The following is a 14,847-nucleotide window of genomic DNA, read 5'->3' on the forward strand; positions in this document are numbered from 1 at the left end:
GCCTCCCGAATGAAAATTGAACAGATTTTTTCCAAGAAGTTGATGCGTGACATTAACGGCGTTGTTAAAGCGGAACAGAAAGACAATGACAGTGTGTATGTCGAACTTGATGAGTATGTTGTAACCCGAGAGCTAGATCGACATTTTCGCGCTTTCTTTGAGGCTTACGTTCCATCTGTGACGCAAAGCGGCGCATCAATGTCAGGTAAAATAGGTGTGTGGATCTCTGGCTTCTTTGGTTCGGGTAAGTCTCACTTCCTGAAAATTTTGTCTTACCTCCTCGAAAATAAATCTGTCGAAAAGGATGGACAAGGCCGCCAAGCATTTGAGTTTTTTAAAGACAAAATCAACGATGCCATGCTGTTGGCCGATATCCAAAACGCTGTTACAAAAGATACAGACGTTATTCTTTTTAACATCGATTCACGAGCCAATACGGATGACCGAGAAAATGCCATTCTTAAGGTCTTCCTCAAAGTCTTTAATGAACGTGTAGGATACTGCGCTGATTTTCCTCATATTGCGCACTTAGAACGCGAGCTTGATAAGCGTAATCAATACATGTCTTTCAAGGACAAATTTGCTGAGTTGACCCAATCAACTTGGGAAACGGAGCGTGACGCCTATGACTTCTATCGAGACGAACTTTCAGAAGCACTCGCTCATGCCAGTGAGCAATCATTAGAGTCTGCCAAAGCATGGGTTGAGCAGGTTGAAAACAATTTCCCGCTAGATATCCGAAACTTCTGTAAGTGGGTTAATGAATACTTAGATCGAACTGGGGATCGTAACCTTCTTTTCTTAGTCGATGAAGTCGGTCAGTTTATCGGTAAGAACACACAAATGATGTTGAAGCTTCAGACCATTACTGAAGATCTTGGCACATATTGTGGTGGCAGAGCTTGGGTCGTTGTTACCTCTCAGGCAGACATTGATGCTGCCATTGGTGGTATGGATAAGCGCGATGGCGAGGACTTTTCTAAAATTCAGGGGCGTTTTAGTACCCGCTTACAGCTGTCGAGCTCGAATACCTCGGAAGTTATTCAAAAGCGTTTGTTGTCCAAAACGGAAGAAGCTCGTACACATCTCATAGATATATTTGCAGAAAAGGGCGACATTCTTCGTAACCAGCTGACATTTGATAAAACGACAACCGCTTCTCTAAAAGGTTACACCGACGCTCCGTCTTTCGTGGACAACTATCCGTTTGTGCCTTACCACTACACGCTGGTTCAAAAAGTGTTTGAGTCAATTCGAACAAAAGGCGCGACGGGTAAGCACTTAGCCATGGGTGAGCGTTCATTACTTGATGCTTTCCAATCAGCTGCAAAACAGATGAAGGACTCTGCCCTTGATGTGTTAATCCCGTTTTACAGTTTCTATGCACCGATTGAAAGCTTTTTGGAGCCAGCTGTTAAGCGAACGATTGACCAAGCCTGTGAGTTGGATTCCTTAACAGAATTCGATGGCAAGATTCTAAAAACTCTTTTCTTGATCCGTTATGTGGACGTTGTCAAAAGCACACTAGACAACCTTGTGACGCTGTCAATTGATCGAATCGATGCAGATAAAATTGCGCTGCGTAAACAAATTGAAGAGAGCTTGAATCGTCTTGAACGCCAATTGTTGATTGCCCGTAATGGTGATGAATTTATCTTCCTGACCAACGAAGAAAAAGAGATCGAAAACGAGATCCGCCACACTGACGTTGAAATGTCAGAGGTCTCTAACAAGCTTTCAGCAATCGTATTTGACGGTATTTTGAAAGGTAATCGTGCCTATCGTTACCCGATTAATAAGCAAGACTTTGCGGTGAGCCGTTTTTGCAATGGTCATCCAAAAGATGGCACCACGCTGGAAGATCTAGTCATTAAAGTCATTTCACCTTTGGATTCGCACTTTGAAAATTACTCCCACGATCAAGCGTGTATCAATCATACGCTTGAGGCTGATGGGTGCGTGCTCGTCAAGCTGGGCGAACATAAGCGTCTTTGGGATGACCTGACAATCTTTATTAAAACTGACCGATTCTTAAAACAGAATTCAGGACAGCGACCAGAGCAAGAACACCTTCTCCGCGAAAAGCAGATGGAAAATATTGAGCGTGAAAAACGCTTAAGAACGGATTTTGAAGCTTTGTTTGCAGAGGCGGACGTTTACGCTATCGGCACAAAACTACCGAAGAAATCAGCAACGCCAAGTGCCATCGTCGAAGAAGCATACAAATACGTTATCGAAAACACCTTCGCTAAATTGAATATGCTCAAGGCAACGCCTGGTGAAGTTTTGCGTGAGCTACAGGCCGTTCTTGTTGCTGATGATATTGCTCAGATTGGACTGGATCTTCAAGCGGATGAATGTAACCCAGAAGCTACGCGTGAGGTTGAGCAGTACGTAACGCTAAAAGTCGAGCGTAATGAGCCTGTTTACTTACGTGACATCGTTGCCCGCTTCGGCAAGCGCCCATATGGCTGGCCAGACAATGAAATCTTATTGCTCACTGCAAGGCTGGGCTTGGCTGGAAAGGTATCTTTTAGTACCCAAGGCACAGATCTGGCGTTGAAAAAAGCTTACGAGCCGTTTACCAGTGTGCGTAAACGCGGCGAGATCCGTGTACATAAGATCAGGCAACATGACGAGCGCCAAATTAAAAAGGCTGCTGGTCTTGTTAAAGAGATCTTTTCAAAAACCTTTACCGGCTCTGGTGAAAAGGAGCTCTACGAATTAGTGCGCGATGAATTACTGGCTTGGAATGAAGAGCTTAAATCATTCAGAACCAAGTCACAGACAGGCCATTTCCCAGGTAAATCTCAAATTGACGATGGTCTTGCATTGGTCGCGGGTATTCTTGAGCAAACTTCAAGCTTCGCCCTTATCGCCCGATTCTTAGAAGACGCTGATGCCCTTGAAGAGTTTGCTGAGGACTTTGAGGATCTTGATGACTTCTACAATAGCCAATTTCAAACTTGGCAAGCCCTTGCTGGCGCATTGAACGAGAAGTTTAAGGCCAATAGACCTGCGTTAGAAAAAGACAATGAAGCATTAAAAGCGCTCACTGAATTAGAACGCATTTACAATATGCCGTCACCGTATGAGCAGCTGCGCCACATTAATCCGCTTATCGAGCAGGTGGCAAAAGTTAACTCAACATTGGTTGAAGAAAAACGCACTCATGCCTTAGAGCGTGTTGATCTGCGCATCGGACGTGTAAAGGAAGCGCTAGCTGAAGCTCATGCACCGTCTGAACTACAGAACCAAGCACTGCGCCCGTTACAAATGTGCAGACAGCGCATTGAAGCAACCTCTTCAATACCACAAATTATCAGTGAGCAAACTGAAGCGGAAGGTTACGAGGACGAAGCTTATGAGTTGCTGAATGGCTTTATCGAAGATCAACGCAAAAAAGCTGAAGCTGAGCATAGACGTCGTGAACTCGAACAGAAGAAACGCGAAGAGGAAGCAGCGAAAGCCGGTAAGGCAGCTCCAGCACCTGAGCCAGCCCCTGAACCGGTGCAGCCACAGCCGGTTGCAAAACGTACCGTAACGATTAACCCAACCGATGCCATGGCTAAGTCAGTAACAACCGGATTCATTGAAAGTGAAGCCGAAGTTGATGCCTATCTTGCCGCTTTAAGAGAGCAGCTGATTGCTGCGGTCAAAGCTGGCGACCGCGTACGAATTAAGTAAGGGGCTTATGATGATCAAAAGAATAAGCGTTAGCGCATTCAAATCGTTAGTTGATTTTGAGTTAAACCTTGACTCGAAGTTTAACTGCATCATTGGTTTAAACGGTGCAGGGAAAAGTTCGGTTTTACAACTGTTTAGTTATGTATCTGCTCTTATTGAAGGAAAAATTGACCGTTGGTTAAGCGAAAGAGGTTGGGAAGAAAAAGATGTTGTTTCTCACTTCTTCCCCACACGAGAAACGTTTGATCTTGTACTCGATATAGAGCTTTCAGATAAGCAATTGCGTTGGGAAGCCACGTACAACTGGAAAAGAGGCCTCTGTACAAGTGAGACTCTAACGGATTTAGCCAACGGTCAGCAGCTGTTACGTCTATATCAGGGAAGACTAAAAACTAAGCGTCACAGTTTTCCGGACCTTATTTTCAAATATTCAGGTTCAATATTGTCTGCTTTGGATGATTCGGCTTTGCCGCAAGAAGCAGTCATTTTTCGAAATTTTATGACTAATGTTGATAGTCATGACCTTTTATCGCCTAAGGTCATGCGTTCAGGTCGTTTTGCTTCAGCAGGAAAAATAGGTAGTGCTGGTGAGTACTTGATTAGTTATATCCACAATTTGGAAAAGAGTGCGCGAGATACTTTGCGAACAAACTTGTATGGTTATTTTCCTCAGGTTGTGAATATTGATACTAAAACTGAGTTGGATGGCACATTAAGCCTTTTGCTAACAGAGCGGTTTTATAATGAGGATGGCTCTCACACCGATGTTGTAACTAATGCCAAGCATATCAACGATGGCATGTTGCGTATTTTAATCATACTGGCAAGTCAAAGATCTAGTTCGAAATTCCAGCAATTTGATGAAGTTGAGAATGGTGTAAACTCTGAGATTACTGAAAAGCTCGTTGAAACATTTATTCGATCACCACAACAAGTATTAATCACGACTCATAGTCCACTAATCTTGAATTTCATTGATGAAGAACTTGCAAAAAACTCCGTGCACCTAGTTTATAAAAATAGCCAGGGTCATACTAAAACAACAAAATTTTTCGATCTCGATTCTACCGCTAGAAAACTGGAAGCATTAGCTCCCGGCGAAGCTATGTTGGACCTCCACTTGACCGATGTGGCAATGGAAGCTGAAAAATCTCGAATCGAGGGGTTGAAAAAATTATGATTATGCATCTGATTGCTACAGGTGAAGGGCCAACTGACATCGGTATTAGCCAGAATAGTTTAGGGGTATCAAACGGTGAAGACTTTCTACAAGGCCCAATGTACGCCCTGCTTATCAAGCTGTTAGAGAACTGTTTACCTGAGTGGAATCAAGGCCAAGATTTTACGCATACCTTTATTTATCGTAAAGAGTTAGGGCAAAGAGCAAAGGCTAGCAAAGTAAGACTTCCGAGCAAAGATAAAGCGGTAAAAGGACATTTAGAACATGCTAAACGAGCTGCTGCGCTTGCTGAATTCGCAAAAGAGAATTTTCCAGAAACATGGGCTAATAGCCTATCCGTATATTTTCATGACTGTGACGGTACACGATCTGAATTAGACCGTGAACCAGAAATGCAAGCTAATCGTGTCAAAGCCGTTTTATCTGGTTTTAAGGCAGCAGAGTACGAACATGGCGTTGCCATGATTCCTAAACCTACATCTGAGTCATGGATCATTTGTTCGGTTAAAGAAAACCCATATTGTCACTGCCAGAACCTAGAAACGGATCTTTCTGGCAACGACCGTTCCGCAGATAGAGCTCCGAAAGTTGTCCTAGGAAATGCAATAAATAATCATGACTATTGCCGTGAAGATCTCAGTACTCTTATAGCGGAAATTGATGTTGACCGATTAGAGGACATGCCAAGCTTCCGTCAATTTAAGAGTAATATTATCGCAGTTGTTGAAAAAGCTTGTGGCGAAGTGAGGAATTAATTTATGAATACTGCAAAACTAAAAAAATATGCGCCTCAAGCAAGGCGTGAGTTTATTACCGCTGTTTCAAAACAATTTAATCAGCTAGGTATATACAGCGACAAACAGATATCAGAGGTAAAACAAGAAGGTTCAGTATTACTAATTGAAGGTAAAACTTTTGAGCCTAGCGTAAAAACTGCCAGAGAGCGATTGGTCAAAAAGGTTCAGGCAATGGGCTATAACCAGCTCGTGGAACAAGTAGCCTATACCTGGTTCAACCGCTTGTGTGCTATTCGCTACATGGAAATCCATGACTATCTAGGTCACGGTTTTCGTGTTTTGTCGCACCCAGACAATCCTAAAGGATTTGAAATTATCGACCATGCGCAAGATGCTGCGGATGAACTCGGATTAGATAGAGCTCGTATTATTGAACTCAAGCTTGCGGGCAACAAAGACGAAGAGCTGTATCGTGAACTGCTGCTAGGCCAGTGCCATAAGCTACATGAAGCGATGCCTTTTTTATTCGACGCTTTGGACGATGAAACTGAGCTTCTTCTACCAGACAATCTAACACGTACCGACTCAATACTGCGTGGATTGGTAGACAGCATTCCTGAAGAGGACTGGCAACAAGTCGAAGTGATAGGTTGGCTTTACCAGTTCTACATTTCTGAAAAGAAAGATCAGGTAATGGGTAAGGTGGTCAAGAGTGAAGACATCCCTGCCGCCACTCAGCTATTTACACCCAACTGGATTGTGAAGTACCTGGTACAAAACTCAGTCGGTCGTCAATGGCTGCAAACCTACCCAGACTCTGCCATTAAAACGCAGATGGAATACTACATTGAGCCTGCTGAACAATCTGACGAAGTTAACCAACAGCTAAAGGCTATTACGCCAGAATCTATTGAACCTGAAACCATCAAAGTACTTGACCCAGCTTGTGGTTCGGGCCACATATTGATTGAAGCCTATAACGTGCTAAAAGCCATCTACGAAGAGCGTGGTTTCCGCTCTCGTGACATTCCAAAGATGATTCTGGAGAACAACCTCTTCGGCTTGGACATAGATGATCGTGCAGCGCAGCTATCTGGTTTTGCGCTGATGATGATGGCTAGAGATGACGATAAGCGTATTTTTACCCGTAACGTGCGACTCAATGTACTGTCATTGCAGGAAAGTAACCATATCGACCTGCCGACAGTATGGAAAGCACTCAACCTATCGGGAAGTTGGCAAAGCGGCACGTCCCAGGGCTTGTTCTCAGATGAAGAGCAAGATTTAAGCTCGTTCAATGCAGACAACCGCTACCAACTGCTGAAGCGAACATTGGCGAGATTTACTCAAGCTAAGACCTTTGGTTCATTGATTGATGTACCAAGCGATGACCATGAACAGCTAAAAGAGCTCCTGAGCACGCTAGTAGAGCTACAAGAGTCAGGCGACTCAATGCAGAAGCCTGCGGCGAAGCAGTTGATTGAATTTGTTCATCAGGCATTGGTACTGTCGATTCGTTACGATGCTGTTATTGCAAACCCACCATATATGGGTAGCAAAGGTATGAATTCAGAGTTGAAAGTGTTTGCTAAGAAAAACTATCCAGATAGTAAATCTGATTTATTTGCCATTTTTATGGAGCGAGCATTTTCCCTTGTTCATAAACTTGGTTTTAATGCACAGATTAATATGCAGTCTTGGATGTTTTTAAGTAGTTACCAACAACTGAGAAGCAAACTATTGGAAGATCGCACAATAATCACTATGGCTCACTTAGGAGCTAGAGCTTTTAGTCAAATCAGCGGAGAAGTTGTACAAACAACAGCCTGGATTATCAAATCAAATTATATTAATAATTATCAGCCAACTTTTTACAGGCTTGTTGAAGGTAATGAAAGTGATAAGCGAGATGCGCTTGGATCACGAGATAACGAATTCTCATCTACTGCTCAGAGTGATTTTTCTAAAATAGCTGGTTCTCCAATAGCTTACTGGGCATCGGATAAGATAAGAGATTGTTTCCAATCCATGCCTTTGTTATCTGAAAAGTTCTCAGCAAAACAGGGGCTTGCTACAACAAATAACGATCTGTTTACACGGAGGTGGTATGAGGTTTCTATAGACGGCATCTCCTTTTCATCTACTAGCCGATATGACTCAAAATTGAGTAAAAAAAGATGGTTTCCTTTGGACAAAGGAGGAAGCTTTAGAAAATGGTACGGGAATAATGAGTTTGTTGTAGATTGGGAGAATGATGGTCAGAGAATAAAAGATAGTATTAATGAAAAATATCCTTACTTAAATGGAAATCCCGACTTCGTAGCTAAAAATTCCAATGAATATTTTAAGTCAGGAGTAACTTGGGGGAAAATTACTGGTGGTAGTTTCTCAAGTCGATTCTCTCCTGAAGGGGCTGTATTTAGTGATGCAGGAATGAAGGTCGTTTGTGCTGGAAGAGACGCCTTTTATATTCAAGGCTTACTATCCTCTAAAGTGTTCCCATATTTCCTCTCGAACCTCAGTGAGACTTTAAACTATGAGGCTGGTAATATTGGGCGAGTGCCATTAGGTGATGTACCATTTAGTAATATGTGGGAAGAAATAATAAAAGAATCAAAAAATGACTGGGATTTATCTGAGGTATCTTGGGATTTTACCAAAAACTCTCTGGTTAAACATGCGGGAGATTCATTATCTAAATCATATGAGGATTATCGAAAGACCTGCGAGTCCACGGTGGTAAACGTAAAGGCTTTAGAAGAGGATAATAACAGAATATTTATTGATTCTTATGGATTGACAAATGAGCTGGACGAAAAAGTAGATTTACAGGATGTTACTTTAAATGCAAATCCAGTTTATCGCTATAATAATGCTATTGATTCAGAAGTTAAGTTTCAATCTGATACCATTTCAGAGTTGATATCATACGCTATCGGTTGCTCTTTAGGTCGTTATTCGCTCGACCGGGAAGGTATCGTATTTGCGCATTCAAATCATAATAAATTCAGCGAACTGTACACTGCTAGAGCTTTTGAGACATTTCCTGTAGACGAAGATGGCATTATTCCATTAACAGATCAGGAGTGGTTTAAAGATGATGTTACCAATCGTTTTCGCGAGTTTGTCCAAGTTGTTTGGGGTGAAGAACACTTACAAGAAAATCTCGATTTTGTTGCAGAGTCTCTGTGCTTAAATGCCATAAAGCCCAAGAAATCAGAATCAGCCCTTGAGACGATCCGCCGCTATTTATCGACTCAGTTCTATAAAGACCACCTGAAGACTTACAAAAAACGCCCTATTTATTGGCTGTTTAGCTCAGGTAAACAGAAGGCTTTTGAGTGTTTGGTTTACTTACATAGGTACAACGAGGGCACGCTTTCTCGTATGCGTACCGAGTATGTCACCCCGTTACTAGGCAAATACGATGCTTATGCAGAACAGCTTGAGAAGCAGACTGAAACGGCAGACTCGACTAGTGAAGCGAACCGCTTCAAGAAAGAGTTGGATGCTTTAATCAAGAAACAGGTTGAGCTACGAGAGTTTGATGACAAGCTAAAACACTACGCCGATATGCGTATTTCACTGGATCTTGATGATGGTGTGAAAGTGAATTACGGCAAGTTTGGTGATCTGTTGGCTGATGTTAAGGCGATTACCGGTTCGGCCCCGGAGGTTAACTAATGCAGATTAGTGAACTGGCACAAGGCGTTGCTGCCAAACTTGAACAAAGCCGCATTGTGTTTTGGTACGACCCAGAGCAAAGCTTTACTGAAGAGCTTGAGCATTTAGCTAACGCCCTATCTATTGCAAAAGAAGTAGGCGATAGCGCGGCAGATATAACTGCTAGGGTACTACCAAATGATTTGACCATCCTCAATATGGGCAATGAGTCTGTATTGGCAGTGAAAAAACGCATTGAAGTAGATGAGCGTGAAGCTAAATTCCTTATCTATTTTCCAAGCGCTGAGCCAGAGCCTGACCGCGATTGGTTGCTAGACGTGCGTTTGTATAGCGAACAGTTTTTTGCTGATCACAGCTCAATGCTGCTTAATGAGCTGGGTATCCCGAAAATGGCGCTACGCACGCACATTCGTAAGCGCCAGAGCTTTTTTGCCAATAAACAGCGCATAGCCGGTTTAAAAAAGTGGGTGACTGAGAACGAAGACGAACTGTCGTTAGACAGGAAGATGATGGCAGTGGTTGTAAAAGCTGATTCTGCGTCTTTGTCGGACATTCTGCTTGGGTTACTACGCGAATATGCAGCTTATATCGAAGATGAAAGCCTTGGCCAACCTTTATGGAGCCAGCTAGGAAAGTTTGATCTTGAGACCTCACTCTGGGCATATCTGAGTGAGGGTTTTGGCTATACAGTCGAAGAGCCAACCTTCTCAGACTTCGTGTTGAAATTATTCTGTACTGAATTCTGGAGCCAAATTGAAGGTGTTGAACGCGATTGGTTGCTTAACAATGTTCTAAAAAGCGCATCAGGCCGGGCGACAGCCTTGGCGTTTATGGTGAGCTGGCGCGACAGCCGCTCTTTCGCCGCTTACTACGAAAGCATCTCTAAGGTGCTTAGCCAACAGTTGGAAATTTCGACTCGTGCTGGCCAGTACCATCCGGTTGAGCTTATCGAATGCGAAACGTTCGAAGCTGTGGAACAGGCCATAATCCGTGGTTTAGTTCGTGATTTGCTCGATAGCAGTAAAGCGCTAGACCGGGTTCAGTTTGATACGGTTTTATCAAGACGTCTTGCTAGCCACTGGACATTGTCACGCAAAGAATACTTCGCAATTTATGAAGCTATCCGCAACGCTGAAGAGTTAATGCACTTGCGAAATCGCTATGTGGACGGGTTCCACTTTGATAACGCGAAAGCAATGTACGACGCCTATACCACAGACATTTATCGTTTTGACCAGGCTTACCGTTTGTTCAATGAGCATGTGCACTCTGTATTGAGTAAAGGTGCAGACATACTGCGTCAGCTCGACGACGAAGTCGAAAGCATTTATACCAACTGGTACTTATATGAGCTTGGCCTTGCCTGGGATCGTCACTTGGCCAATGAGAAATTACTTGAAAAGTGGCAGATTTCTGGCGTACCGCACCAGTATGACTTCTATGAAAAAGAAGTTCGCACACGACTGAGTCTGAAACAGACAAAACGAGTGTTTGTCATCATCTCTGATGCCCTGCGTTTTGAAATTGCGAATGAGCTTGGCGCTATCATTAACAACGAGAAGCGATTTAAGGCTGAGGTGTCTACGCAGTTGGGCATTTTGCCGAGTTATACCCAACTTGGGATGGCGGCATTATTGCCTCATAAGGCGCTCAGTTACCAGCCAGAGCAAGGCACGGCTGTTTATGTGGATGGTATTTCTTCACAGGGTTTAGACAATCGTAATTCCATCCTACAAAAAGTAGGTGGTATGGCAGTGAGTTCTAAGGAGCTGATGAGCTGGAGTAACCAGGAGGGGCGTGACAAGGTTCGAGACGTAGAAGTAGTTTATATCTATCACGATACCATTGATGCGATTGGTGATAAGGCTGCAACTGAAGAGAAAACGTTTGAAGCCTGTCGTAGTGCCATTGAAGAGCTAAAAGACCTCGTTGGGCGGGTCATCAACCGTCTAAACGGCAGCCGAGTTGTGATCACTGCTGACCATGGCTTCCTCTTCCAACAAAAAGCACTTGTAGCGGCTGACAAAACCTCGTTGAAAACCAAACCTGCTGGCGCGATAGAAGCCAAGAAGCGTTATATCGTTGGTAATAACTTACCTTCTGATGAAGCCTGTTGGAAAGGCTCAATTAACGATACCGCTCATGGCTCTAGTGATACAGAGTTCCTGCTTCCAAAAGCGGCTCAACGCTTCCACTTCGTTGGTGGTGCCAAGTTTGTGCACGGCGGAGCGATGCTACAGGAAGTCTGCGTACCGGTACTGCATGTGCGCGAGCTGCAAAAAGAACAAGCAGCAAAACATGAGAAACAACCGGTAGGTGTTGTAGCAGCCACTCAGCCCATCAAATTAGTAAACAATATCGACAAGGTCAGATTTATTCAGACAGACCCTGTAGGCGAGCGTTTTGTCGCACGGTTGTTGGATGTCTATATCGTCGATGCACAAGGTAATGAAGTATCCAGTCGTGAAACGATTAACTTTGATAGCGTGAGTAAAGTGATGGATGAGCGTACTCGCGAAGCTAGGTTAAAGCTTATTGGCTCTCAGTTCGACAGGAACGCTCAATACACATTAGTTCTTGAGAATGCGGAAATGAGAACCCGTTATAGCCAATACGCGGTAACCATTGATTTGGCATTCCAAGATGACTTTTTCTAAGGCGCTGAGGTGAAACATGACAACTGATTTTTCACAAGATCATAAAGACGAAAAAAATCAGATGCAAAGCGCCGATTTAGACTCATTGCTCAACCAATATTTTAAAGGCCGTGTCGTTCGAAAAGATCTGACAAAGCAATTGAAAGAAGGCGCTAACGTCCCTGTCTATGTGCTTGAGTATTTACTAGGCATGTATTGTGCGTCCGATGACGACGAAGTTGTAATGCAAGGCCTTGATAATGTGAAAAAAATCTTGGCTGAGAACTATGTCCGACCAGATGAAGCGGAGAAAGTGAAGTCACTGATCCGTGAACGCGGCACGTTTAAAATCATCGACAAAGTAAGCGTTAAGCTCAATCAGAAAAAAGACGTTTATGAAGCTGCGTTGTCGAACCTGGGTATCAAGGATGCCCTTGTACCGACCAAAATAGTACAAGACAACGAAAAATTATTAACTGGCGGCATCTGGTGCATTATTACCGTCCAGTATTTCTTTGAGGAAGGTCAGAAGACATCACCTTTCTCCATTATGAGTTTAAAACCGATACAAATGCCGTCCATGAACATGGATGAGGTGTTTTCAACCAGAAGACATTTTAGTACCGATCAGTGGATGGATGTGTTGCTTCGTTCCGTGGGTATGGAGCCAACCAATTTAGAGCATCGGGTGAAGTGGCATCTTATTACTCGCATGATCCCATTCGTTGAAAACAACTACAACGTGTGTGAGCTCGGACCAAGAGGGACAGGTAAGAGCCATGTCTACAAAGAGTGCTCACCAAACTCATTGCTTGTCTCGGGTGGACAAACAACTGTGGCGAACTTGTTCTATAACATGAGCTCGCGCCAAGTTGGGTTGGTCGGAATGTGGGATGTTGTGGCCTTTGATGAAGTAGCGGGTATTACCTTTAAAGACAAAGACGGCGTTCAGATCATGAAAGACTATATGTCGTCGGGTTCATTTTCTCGTGGCCGTGATTCAATCGAAGCGAAGGCTTCCATGGTATTCGTCGGTAACATCAATCAAAGCGTTGAGACACTGGTGAAGACCAGTCATCTGTTGGCACCTTTTCCTGATGCCATGATTGACACTGCTTTTTTTGACCGTTTCCATTCCTATATTCCTGGATGGGAAATACCGAAGATGCGTCCTGAGTTTTTCACCAATAGTTACGGATTAATCACAGACTATCTTGCTGAATACATGCGTGAAATGCGCAAAAGAAGTTTTGCGGACGCTATCGATAAGTTCTTCAAACTCGGTAATAACCTTAATCAGCGTGATGTAATTGCTGTACGCAGAACGGTTTCGGGCTTGTTAAAGCTACTACACCCCGACGCACAGTACACAAAAGATGATGTAAGAGCCTGCCTGACCTATGCGCTGGAAACTAGACGTAGAGTCAAAGAGCAGTTGAAAAAGCTTGGCGGAATGGAATTTTTTGATGTGCACTTTAGCTACATCGATAACGATTCATTAGAAGAATTCTTCGTCAATGTACCGGAACAAGGTGGCAGCAAGCTAATTCCTGAGGGCTTACCTCGCGCTGGTGTCGTGCACTTGGTTACTCAGGGAAGCACTGGGCAGCTTGGGTTATATCGCTATGAAACCCAGATGATGGCTGGTTCTGGTAAACACTCGGTATCTGGCCTTGGTTCGAATACCGCAGCGAAAGAAGCTGTGCGTGTTGGCTTTGATTATTTCAAAGGTAACCTGAATAGAATCAGTGCGTCGGCGAAGTTTTCTGATCATGAGTATCACCTCCATGTTGTTGAACTCCACAATACGGGGCCAAGTACAAAGTCATCGCTCGCTGCATTAATTGCGTTCTGTTCAATTCTGATGAACCGACCGATTCAAGAGCAGATGGTTGTTTTGGGTGAGATGACTTTAGGTGGTGTCGTCAATCCTGTTCAAGATCTTGCAGGCAGTCTTCAGTTAGCTATGGACAGTGGCGCAAAGCGTATTTTGCTCCCAATGGCCTCAGCCTCAGATATTCCAACGGTTCCTGCTGAGTTGTTCTCAAAATTCCAGATCAGCTTTTATGCAGACCCCGTCGATGCTGTGTTTAAAGCGCTTGGAGTTCAATAACCTTTAAATAGCGCGCACGAATCAAAAAATTTATTTGAGTAATGAATGAACTATCCGGTAATTCCGGATAGTTCATCACAAGGCATTATTTCGATGGCTTTTGGATTCAAGTGCTTGCGCAAGTAGCAAATCCTCCTATCGAAAAGCAACCCCAAAGCGCTCTTGCTCACAACCCACCGCGTGCTGCCCCATGGGCTTTCACATGTGAAAGTTCATCAGCCCTCAAGCGCTTCAAACTGACCAAATCCCACAATAATCTAGAAATTTACCGTCACAATCCCATCAAAAGAAATAATCGACACCCAGATCCCACAATGATTGGACTACAAATCCCTATATCCCCGCCAAAACAATAAAGCAACGAAAATAATCCGTAGCAACGTCCCACAAGGATAGGTATCTGGAAAGTGCAGGGATAGGTCCCGGGAGAGGAATCGATATCATGACTACCAATCAGCAGTGGGACACGAGGAAAATTACGCACCCCAAAAGGACAATTACAGATGCGTAAGTAACAGTACATTTGCGCTACCTTGAGCAAAACAAGCAAGGAGCCAATATGACTGTATTAAATGAACATTCCGCCGCCTATCAATGGCATCAACGAGCCCAGCAGCGACACTCCGAAAATGAACAAGATTGCTTTGAGCTCGCGCTATCACAATCGCTAAAAGCCCTTAATGATATCGAGAACTTTGCAATGCAGGAGCCCTATCTACTGGAGTTTTTAGCCAGTTGCTACGCTAACCAATTTTGGCGAATCCATCGAACACATAAGGAAACCTTGTAACCCTCCCCGAAAAGCGGGTC

The 14,847-nt window shown here is 43.7% G+C and carries 7 protein-coding genes; all 7 read left to right on the forward strand.

The window, feature by feature from the left end:
* Positions 1-9: 9 nt before the first annotated feature.
* The 7 genes from brxC to AC6IB1_RS16755 all read left to right on the forward strand — a co-directional run bounded on the left by brxC (position 10) and on the right by AC6IB1_RS16755 (position 14,827).
* Positions 10-3,687, forward strand: coding sequence for a BREX system P-loop protein BrxC (gene brxC / locus AC6IB1_RS16725; RefSeq protein WP_497567570.1), 3,678 nt, complete (start codon positions 10-12; stop codon positions 3,685-3,687).
* 7 nt (positions 3,688-3,694) lie between these two features.
* Positions 3,695-4,867: an AAA family ATPase gene (locus AC6IB1_RS16730; RefSeq protein WP_249373669.1), complete on the forward strand. Its 1,173-nt coding sequence runs from the start codon at positions 3,695-3,697 to the stop codon at positions 4,865-4,867.
* Entirely contained in the window at positions 4,864-5,622 is a 759-nt protein-coding gene (locus AC6IB1_RS16735; RefSeq protein WP_497567571.1) for a hypothetical protein, read from the forward strand. Before AC6IB1_RS16730 ends, AC6IB1_RS16735 begins: the two co-directional genes overlap by 4 nt.
* A gap of 3 nt (positions 5,623-5,625) precedes the next feature.
* Entirely contained in the window at positions 5,626-9,288 is a 3,663-nt protein-coding gene (gene pglX, locus AC6IB1_RS16740) for a BREX-1 system adenine-specific DNA-methyltransferase PglX (protein WP_497567572.1), read from the forward strand.
* A complete protein-coding gene (gene pglZ, locus AC6IB1_RS16745; RefSeq protein WP_497567573.1) occupies positions 9,288-11,945 on the forward strand; it encodes a BREX-1 system phosphatase PglZ type A in 2,658 nt (885 codons plus the stop codon). The genes pglX and pglZ overlap by 1 nt, the downstream gene beginning before the upstream one ends.
* 16 nt (positions 11,946-11,961) lie before the next feature.
* Positions 11,962-14,037, forward strand: a complete 2,076-nt coding sequence (brxL, locus tag AC6IB1_RS16750; protein WP_497567574.1) for a protease Lon-related BREX system protein BrxL — start codon at positions 11,962-11,964, stop codon at positions 14,035-14,037.
* Positions 14,038-14,596: 559 nt separating this feature from the next.
* Complete coding sequence (locus AC6IB1_RS16755; RefSeq protein WP_497567575.1) at positions 14,597-14,827, forward strand: hypothetical protein; 231 nt, start codon at positions 14,597-14,599, stop codon at positions 14,825-14,827.
* Positions 14,828-14,847 lie beyond the last annotated feature (20 nt).

The organism is Grimontia sp. THUN1695 (assembly GCF_059704325.2).

What these genes read in the sequence shown, in the direction of transcription:
- brxC (WP_497567570.1), top strand. Translation starts at nt 10, where the DNA reads ATGAAAATTGAACAGATTTTTTCCAAGAAGTTGATGCGTGACATTAAC.
- AC6IB1_RS16730 (WP_249373669.1), top strand. Translation starts at nt 3,695, where the DNA reads ATGATGATCAAAAGAATAAGCGTTAGCGCATTCAAATCGTTAGTTGAT.
- AC6IB1_RS16735 (WP_497567571.1), top strand. Translation starts at nt 4,864, where the DNA reads ATGATTATGCATCTGATTGCTACAGGTGAAGGGCCAACTGACATCGGT.
- pglX (WP_497567572.1), top strand. Translation starts at nt 5,626, where the DNA reads ATGAATACTGCAAAACTAAAAAAATATGCGCCTCAAGCAAGGCGTGAG.
- pglZ (WP_497567573.1), top strand. Translation starts at nt 9,288, where the DNA reads ATGCAGATTAGTGAACTGGCACAAGGCGTTGCTGCCAAACTTGAACAA.
- brxL (WP_497567574.1), top strand. Translation starts at nt 11,962, where the DNA reads ATGACAACTGATTTTTCACAAGATCATAAAGACGAAAAAAATCAGATG.
- AC6IB1_RS16755 (WP_497567575.1), top strand. Translation starts at nt 14,597, where the DNA reads ATGACTGTATTAAATGAACATTCCGCCGCCTATCAATGGCATCAACGA.